Raw genomic sequence first — 5,891 nt, 5'->3', positions numbered from 1 at the left:
AGATAAAAGATAAAAGATAAAAGATAAAAGATAGAGAAGGGTATTTATAAAATTGGCTGGGATACCAGGATTTGAACCTGGGAATGCCAGGATCAAAACCTGGTGCCTTACCGCTTGGCGATATCCCAACTTTAAATTTTATTAGTTTTAGTTCTAGGTAAGAACATGGTGCGGAAGGAGAGACTTGAACTCTCACATCCTAAGATACTGGAACCTAAATCCAGCGCGTCTACCAATTCCGCCACTCCCGCATCGATCATATACAGTATTAATTTATTGGAACCTAAATCCAGCGTCTAATTCAAGACAACTGCCAATTCCGCCACTCTCGCATAGTCTGTATAATTATATACGTTTTTGCTGTTTATACTCGTAGCTAGAGTTATTCTTTAACAACATTCTTTGGTAGAAGAAGTTGGCTGGGATACCAGGATTTGAACCTGGGAATGCCAGGATCAAAACCTGGTGCCTTACCGCTTGGCGATATCCCAACAAAGAAACAGTTGATAGTTTTAATTCTTATCAAGAACATGGTGCGGAAGGAGAGACTTGAACTCTCACATCCTAAGATACTGGAACCTAAATCCAGCGCGTCTACCAATTCCGCCACTCCCGCATAGTCCGTATAATTATATACGTTTTTGCTGTTTATACTCGTAGCTTAGAGTTATTCTTTAACAACACTCTTTGGTAGAAGAAGTTGGCTGGGATACCAGGATTTGAACCTGGGAATGCCAGGATCAAAACCTGGTGCCTTACCGCTTGGCGATATCCCAACAAAGAATCAATTGATAGTTTTAGTTCTTATCAAGAACATGGTGCGGAAGGAGAGACTTGAACTCTCACATCCTAAGATACTGGAACCTAAATCCAGCGCGTCTACCAATTCCGCCACTCCCGCATTATCACTTTGAATTAATCAAAGAAATGGTAGTTATTTTAAACTCTTCATTGAGTTGCAATTTAACTCTTGCAGAGCCACTTCTAAAAAAGAAATGGTGGCTAAGACGGGATTTGAACCTGTGACCCCATCATTATGAGTGATGTGCTCTAACCAGCTGAGCTACTTAGCCATTGTTGGCTGGGATACCAGGATTTGAACCTGGGAATGCCAGGATCAAAACCTGGTGCCTTACCGCTTGGCGATATCCCAACAATAACAATTGATAATTTTAATTCTTATCAAGAATATGGTGCGGAAGGAGAGACTTGAACTCTCACATCCTAAGATACTGGAACCTAAATCCAGCGCGTCTACCAATTCCGCCACTCCCGCATCGTATATACAGGTAACAACGTTTTGGAACCTTAACCCAGCGTCTAATTCAAGACAACTGCCAATTCCATCACTCCCGCATACGTTGTGTAATAAAACACTAGGTAGTTATTTTAAACTCTTCATTGAGCAACAAAAAATAATGGTGGCTAAGACGGGATTTGAACCTGTGACCCCATCATTATGAGTGATGTGCTCTAACCAGCTGAGCTACTTAGCCATCTTTTTTGTTAGCACTTCATCGCTGAGTGCGGGGCGTATTATGCTGATATGACCCAAATCCGTCAACACCTTTTTTGCAAAAAAACACGTATCTTGGTTTGTTTGCGGGAAAAATAGGCTAACAGGCTAAATTTTAATAAAAATGGTGTTTTTTTAACTGCTTTATTGTGACTTATTCACAACAGCTGATATTTAATGATAGTGCAGAAATAAAAAAGGCTCGTAAAAACGAGCCTTTAAAAATCACTAAAGGTGATAGGTCACACTGGGATGGTGTTAAACATTGAACAAGAAGTTCATTACATCGCCATCTTTAACTATGTATTCTTTGCCTTCTTGGCGCATCTTACCTGCTTCTTTTGCACCACTTTCACCTTTATAGGCGATGTAGTCATCAAAAGCGATGGTCTGTGCACGGATAAAGCCACGCTCAAAGTCAGTGTGGATTTTACCTGCAGCTTGTGGCGCAGTTGCACCTACTGGGATTGTCCATGCACGTACTTCTTTTACACCTGCAGTAAAGTAGGTTTGTAAATGAAGTAACTCATAACCACCACGGATCACTAGATTCAAACCTGGCTCATCCAGACCAAGATCGGCCATAAACTCAAGTTTATCTTCTTCATCTAGTTCCGAAAGCTCAGATTCAATCGCGGCACATACAGGCACAACAACAGCATCTTCAGCAGCAGCAATTTCGCGTACACGGTCAAGATATGGGTTATTTTCAAAACCATCTTCAGCTACGTTAGCAATGTACATAGTTGGTTTGATTGTTAAGAAGTTAACAGAGCTAATAGCCGCTTTTTCTTCTTTAGTTAATGCTAAAGAACGTAAAGTTAAGCCTTCATCAAGGTGTACTTTTACTTTTTCAAGTACGGCATTTTGTTCTTTTGCGTCTTTATCGCCACCTTTGGCTTTTTTCGCGTTACGGAAAAGGGCTTTTTCAGCGCTATCCATATCAGCAAGTACTAACTCGGTGTTGATCACATCAATATCATCAGCAGGATCAATGGTACCTGCAACGTGAATGATGTTGTCATCTTCAAAGCAGCGTACTACGTGGCCAATTGCATCGGTTTCACGAATGTTAGCTAAAAACTGGTTACCAAGACCTTCCCCTTTCGATGCGCCTTTTACAAGACCTGCAATATCCACAAATTCCATACTCGTTGTAAGAATACGTTGTGGTTTTACAATCTTTGCAAGTTCGTCTAGACGAGGATCTGGCACCGGTACCACGCCCGTATTTGGCTCGATGGTACAAAAAGGAAAGTTAGCGGCTTCAATACCCGCTTTGGTTAATGCATTGAAAAGTGTTGATTTACCAACATTAGGCAAACCGACGATGCCACATTTGAAACCCATAGTTAAGATACCTTGTTTAGATCCGCTTAACCAATTATGGCTTAAACGAATGTAGTCTGTTTTGTGCTTTTAACACACCGTCTTTTGCAAGTATTTCCATACAACGAACTGCTTCATCTACTGCGGCATCCATTTTCTCTTGGTCTTCTTTGGCTGCTTTTCCAAGCACCCATCCGGTCACCATTTCACGGTGTCCTGGATGACCTATGCCAACGCGCAAACGCATGAAATCTTTTTGATTTGCCATCTTTGCAATAATGTCTTTTAAACCATTATGGCCACCGTGTCCGCCACCTTTTTTTAATTTGGCAACACCGGGTTCTAAATCCATTTCGTCATGGGCAACTAGGATGCTCTCAACAGGAATTTTGAAAAAGTTGGCTAAACTACCGACAGCTTTACCACTTAAATTCATATAAGTAGTAGGGATCAGTAATTTGAATTCTTGACCTTGGATGATCACTTTGCCGGTAAGGCCGTGATACTTAGGATCGTGTTTTAGCGTACAGTTGTAGCGTGCAGCGAGTTGCTCGATGAACCAAGCACCTGCATTGTGGCGTGTGTTTGCGTATTCGGGGCCTGGATTAGCCAGGCCCACAAGCATTTGAATAGAATTCAAGGTGCAAACCTTAAAATTTATTCTGCAGCTTCGTCTTCAACTGGCGCAGCTTTGTTAGCTTTGATAGTTACGATAGACTGGTCGTGATCAGCACCTTTCGCTAAATCAACAGATGAAACACCTGCTGGAAGTTTAACGTCAGAGATGTGTATTGAGTCACCAGCAACTAGGCCAGCTACGTCAACTTCTACGAATTCAGGAAGTGACTTAGGAAGACACGTGATTTCGATTTCTGTTAATTGGTGAACTACAGTGTTACCCGCTTTAGTTACCGCTTCTTCACCGATGAAGTGAACTGGTACTTTAGTGTTAAGTTTGTGAGTAGCATCTACACGTTGGAAATCAAGGTGAGTGATTTTAGGCTTGAACGGGTGACGTTGGATATCTTTAAGAATAGCTTCAACTTTTTCACCAGCGATATCAAGAGTAAGGATGTGAGTGTAAAAACCTTCACTTTCTTGTGCTTTGATAATATCTTTGTGTTCAAAAGTAAGTGATGCAGCTTCTTTGTCAGCACCGTAAAGGATCGCAGGGATTTTATCTTCACGACGTAGGCGGCGGCTCGCACCTGTACCCGTAGCTGTGCGTAATTCTGCATTAAATGTATATGTTTCGTTAGACATGATGTCTCCAATAATTAAATAGTGTAGGGCCTTTGCGACCAAGGTCCCTAGCCAAAAGGCGCGCTATCATACCACCGCGACTAATTAAAAGAAACACGATACATAAAAAAAGCGCCAACGAGGCGCTTTATTACATCAGGATATTTTAACTAAACCAAGTTTAGTGTTCGAACATCGCTGAAATAGATTCTTCATTGCTGATACGGCGAATTGTTTCAGCTAGCATGTCTGCAAGTGTTAACACTTTAATTTTATCAATTGCTTTTAATTCAGCAGACAGTGGAATTGAGTCAGTTACAATCACTTCATCAATTACTGAGTTACGAATGTTTTCTAATGCTTGGCCAGAAAGTACAGGGTGAGTAGCGTAAGCGAATACTCGCTTAGCACCGTGTTCTTTAAGTGCTTCAGCTGCTTTACATAAGGTACCGCCAGTATCGATCATATCATCAACGATGATACAGTCACGGCCTTCAACGTCACCAATAATGTGCATTACTTGAGAAACATTCGCTTGTGGGCGACGCTTATCAATAATGGCAAGATCGGTATCGTTTAATAACTTAGCAATAGCACGGGCACGAACTACACCGCCGATATCAGGTGATACAACAACAACATCATCAAATTGACGCTCTTTCATATCTTCAAGTAGCACTGGGCTACCGAACACATTATCAACTGGTACATCAAAGAAGCCTTGGATTTGCTCAGCGTGTAAATCAACCGTTAGAACTCGGTCAACACCTACACTTGATAAGAAATCAGCAACAACTTTTGCTGTGATTGGTACGCGAGCAGAGCGCACGCGGCGATCTTGACGTGCATAACCAAAATAAGGAATGACGGCTGTTATACGACCTGCAGATGCACGACGTAAGGCATCAACCATTACAATAAGCTCCATCAAGTTATCGTTAGTAGGGGCACAGGTTGATTGCACAATAAAAACATCCGAGCCACGAACATTTTCATTAATTTGAACACTGATCTCACCGTCGCTAAAACGGCCAACAACAGCATCGCCAACTTCAATATATAAACGTTTTGCAACTTTTTGAGCTAACTCAGGTGTTGCGTTACCAGCGAAGAGCTTCATGTCAGGCACGGTAGGGTTCCTCAGGCACTGAATTTTTGGACTAATAAGCGATAAAAAAAGTATAGCTTATTAACTTAAACTTTATTTACTTGTACATTACTTCATTGCTTCAATGTATAGCGTCCAACTGCGTATGAGCAGGAGAGATATTAACGCTGCTGGCAATAAAACCGTCCCAGTTATGGGGGAGATTTTCAAGAACATGTTGCGCTTCTTTTTGCGTGGCAAATTCAACAAAACAGCATGAACCTGTGCCAGTCATCTTCGACGGAGCGTATTTTAGCAACCACTGGAGGGTCTTTTCAACCTCAGGGCAGAGCTTTTTAACTAAAGGCTCGCAATCGTTGGCTAATGTTTGTTGTTGCCAGTGGCCTTTTAGCTTCGGTGTATTGCGTTTTAAATCTGGGTGAGTAAAAATTTTCGCGGTGCTGACATGTTCACTTGGATGCACTACACAATACCATTTTGACGGCAGCTCTACATTCACTAACTTCTCGCCAATGCCTTGAGCTAGGGCGCTTTTGCCGTTAATGAACACCGGCACATCTGCGCCTAACTGCACGCCAAGCGCTGCTAATTCAGACAGTGATAACTGGCATTGCCATAATTTATTAAGCGCTAAAAGTGTGCTGGCCGCATCTGAAGAACCACCACCAACGCCGCCTCCCATTGGTAATATTTTAG

The 5,891-nt window shown here is 42.0% G+C and carries 5 protein-coding genes and 10 tRNA genes; all 15 read right to left on the bottom strand.

The window, feature by feature from the left end; all coding sequences use genetic code 11:
- Positions 1 to 53 precede the first annotated feature (53 nt).
- Positions 54 to 128, bottom strand: a tRNA-Gln gene (locus H5187_RS22510).
- A gap of 38 nt (positions 129 to 166) precedes the next feature.
- Positions 167 to 251 (bottom strand) — tRNA-Leu (locus H5187_RS22505).
- Positions 252 to 416: 165 nt separating this feature from the next.
- A tRNA-Gln gene (locus H5187_RS22500) sits at positions 417 to 491 on the bottom strand.
- 40 nt (positions 492 to 531) lie between these two features.
- Positions 532 to 616: transfer RNA gene (locus H5187_RS22495), tRNA-Leu, on the bottom strand.
- 85 nt (positions 617 to 701) lie between these two features.
- Positions 702 to 776 (bottom strand) — tRNA-Gln (locus H5187_RS22490).
- Positions 777 to 816: 40 nt separating this feature from the next.
- Positions 817 to 901 (bottom strand) — tRNA-Leu (locus H5187_RS22485).
- A gap of 95 nt (positions 902 to 996) precedes the next feature.
- Positions 997 to 1,073 (bottom strand) — tRNA-Met (locus H5187_RS22480).
- A 5-nt stretch (positions 1,074 to 1,078) separates the two neighbouring features.
- Positions 1,079 to 1,153 (bottom strand) — tRNA-Gln (locus H5187_RS22475).
- 38 nt (positions 1,154 to 1,191) lie between these two features.
- Positions 1,192 to 1,276: transfer RNA gene (locus H5187_RS22470), tRNA-Leu, on the bottom strand.
- A 143-nt stretch (positions 1,277 to 1,419) separates the two neighbouring features.
- Positions 1,420 to 1,496: transfer RNA gene (locus tag H5187_RS22465), tRNA-Met, on the bottom strand.
- Positions 1,497 to 1,774: 278 nt separating this feature from the next.
- Positions 1,775 to 2,866 carry a redox-regulated ATPase YchF gene (ychF, locus tag H5187_RS22460; protein WP_145240629.1) on the bottom strand — a complete coding sequence of 364 codons (1,092 nt, stop codon included), beginning with the start codon at positions 2,864 to 2,866 and terminating at the stop codon, positions 1,775 to 1,777.
- Between the two features lie 34 nt (positions 2,867 to 2,900).
- Positions 2,901 to 3,485 carry an aminoacyl-tRNA hydrolase gene (pth, locus tag H5187_RS22455; protein WP_145240631.1) on the bottom strand — a complete coding sequence of 195 codons (585 nt, stop codon included), beginning with the start codon at positions 3,483 to 3,485 and terminating at the stop codon, positions 2,901 to 2,903.
- A gap of 17 nt (positions 3,486 to 3,502) precedes the next feature.
- The gene (locus H5187_RS22450; RefSeq protein ID WP_145240633.1) at positions 3,503 to 4,108 is read right to left on the bottom strand and encodes a 50S ribosomal protein L25/general stress protein Ctc; all 606 of its coding nucleotides are present in this window, start codon (positions 4,106 to 4,108) and stop codon (positions 3,503 to 3,505) included.
- Between the two features lie 160 nt (positions 4,109 to 4,268).
- Positions 4,269 to 5,216 (bottom strand): ribose-phosphate pyrophosphokinase, encoded by a 948-nt coding sequence (locus tag H5187_RS22445; protein ID WP_145240635.1) that lies wholly within the window; start codon positions 5,214 to 5,216, stop codon positions 4,269 to 4,271.
- Positions 5,217 to 5,316: 100 nt separating this feature from the next.
- The coding region (gene ispE / locus H5187_RS22440; protein WP_182798387.1) for a 4-(cytidine 5'-diphospho)-2-C-methyl-D-erythritol kinase at positions 5,317 to 5,891 on the bottom strand (575 nt) is incomplete at its 5' end.

Source organism: Pseudoalteromonas sp. SG44-1, assembly GCF_014164315.1.
GTDB classification, from domain to species: Bacteria; Pseudomonadota; Gammaproteobacteria; order Enterobacterales; family Alteromonadaceae; genus Pseudoalteromonas; species Pseudoalteromonas rhizosphaerae.
The sequence above is the reverse complement of the archived record's forward strand: the minus strand, read 5'-3'. Positions and strand labels throughout refer to the sequence as shown.